This window comes from Fervidicella metallireducens AeB (genome assembly GCF_000601455.1).
Lineage (GTDB): Bacteria > Bacillota > Clostridia > Clostridiales > Caloramatoraceae > Fervidicella > Fervidicella metallireducens.
Window position 1 is genome coordinate 1 of sequence record NZ_AZQP01000105.1, and the last position, 2,051, is coordinate 2,051.

The 2,051-nt window shown below is 30.5% G+C and carries 3 protein-coding genes and 1 pseudogene; all 4 read right to left on the reverse strand.

The features are described 5' to 3' along the window. A partial coding sequence (locus tag Q428_RS13805; protein ID WP_035381926.1) for a hypothetical protein occupies positions 1–203 on the reverse strand: 203 nt, incomplete at its 3' end. Between the two features lie 397 nt (positions 204–600). Continuing rightward, positions 601–1,212, reverse strand: a complete 612-nt coding sequence (locus Q428_RS13810; protein ID WP_035381928.1) for a DUF4304 domain-containing protein — start codon at positions 1,210–1,212, stop codon at positions 601–603. A gap of 65 nt (positions 1,213–1,277) precedes the next feature. Next, positions 1,278–1,703, reverse strand: coding sequence for a hypothetical protein (locus Q428_RS13815; RefSeq protein ID WP_035381930.1), 426 nt, complete (start codon positions 1,701–1,703; stop codon positions 1,278–1,280). A gap of 27 nt (positions 1,704–1,730) precedes the next feature. Further along, a pseudogene (locus Q428_RS15795) lies at positions 1,731–2,051 on the reverse strand (hypothetical protein); the annotation flags it as partial.

Consider the following 2,051-nt stretch of genomic DNA (forward strand, 5'->3'; position numbering starts at 1 on the left):
AATACTCCCGACAATGCTCCACTAGCCGCACCTAAAGCTGCTCCTTTAAAGGCTCTTACAGCAAAACATGCAAGTGCAGTACCTGAGCCTGCTGTTGCAATAGTTAAAATACCAAAACCTGCTATAACTCCAGCACCTATAGCAACCTTAGCCCATCTTGATAGATATCCACTTGGGTCATCCATATTTACAACATTATTCATACAATAAGCAAATGCATTATGTGAAAGAAGTTCACCTGCTACACCTGTTATTGAGTCAGAGTTAATAAACCTTCCTAAATCTGGATTATAATAACGTGAGTTTAAATAAAGCTTAAAAGCCTGCTTCCTATATCACATAATAAAGTTGAAAGAGGATATTAAAACTAATATCCCCTTTCATATTAACTATCATTGTTCATTCCAACGTGTTTCACAAATAAGTTATATAGTTGCTACTACCGTTTTGCGAAAATCTAATAACTTAATACTTAAGATCCTGACACCTGTATATAATACACTAAGAACAAACAATCCTTATATGTCCCTCTGTTATTATTTATTGCGCAAACAAGTCATATATCATATGTCTTATGGCTGCCATTTAAGTCTATAACTATTATAAAATTTCTATATTTATCTTTGAGGAAATTTCTAAAACAAAATCTCTATATTTCAAAGATTCATTTTGTAAATATAGTTGTTTAAGTATTTTCTCTGATTCAATTTGTTTACCTATCATTTTTTGTAGTATAGCAATGCATATAGGATTTTCATCATATTTTGATTGTGTTATTCCTTCAAGTAATGCATTTATATCGGTAATTTCTTTCAATCTCGGTAATATGAATTCTTGAATATGCATTTCAACTATAGATTTAAGTCCGTTATACTCAGAGATTGTCCTTAATCTATACCACTTTTCATCTTCGTTAAGCAATTTTGAAATACTTCTTCTATAAATACCCTGATATTCTTTTGGAAACATGGGTATTTTTTCCTCAATTAATATTTTATATAGTGCAGGAACAAAAATAGCCGTATTAAACGTGAACTCTACATCATCTATAGTATTCCAACTACTTGATTGTACCCCAAAGCACCACCCTATATCTCCTAAGTCCTTATAAAAATTATTAGAAGATTTTTTGAAACCTGCAGCCTTCATAATGGGTGATATATTCTCTTTTATCAATTGTTTTAAATAATCTTGCATTCTAATCTCATCCATATTTATACCCATCCTACCAGCAAAGTATTTATAGCAAATAACATCTTTATAATTAAATACTAAACTTAATTATCAGTATTTATTCTAATACTACTAACAATATTATTTATACATATCAATTCATCAGTTTTGTCAGGACTAATATAAGTTATTAATAAAAATTTAGTATCATATCCAACTGTCCATATTTCAATGTAATCTTCTTCGCAAAAACCTGAAGCATTCGCATAAGTATAATGATATTTTTCCATTACCTTAGGGTTTTCCATTCCACAAATAATATTATAATTTTCTATGAACTTTTTAAGTTGCACTATCACATATTCTCTCATTTTTACCTTCTCATCTATTGTATGAAAAGAGATTTGTAAAACACCTTGAGGATTTGTGGTTAAAAATATATTAATTATATTTTCCTCCTGTTCAACACACCAACCTTCAGGTATTTCCATTTCAAACCACCCTTTAACATCTAGTAAATAATCGTTCATATCCATACCTCCTTTACCACAAACATGTTAAAAATACGTTACTAGTACTCCTCTGTGCCCTGACCCCTTTACTTTATTGGCTTCCTCAATATATCCATCTAATTGCTTTAGCCCTTTTTTAATTGCTCTCTTATTATGAGGTTTTAATTCATATATAATTTTTTCTACTTCATCATATCCGTCCATTCTTTTCCCAGATGGTAATCTCACTTCTTTCATAAAGCTTTTATGCATGGCCTTACCTTTATTTATAGATGCTCTTACTTTCGGATTTTGCGAACCTTTTAGTGCACATTTATTATGCACAAGCACACTACTATCACTTACATAGTACGTATGCCAGTCTTT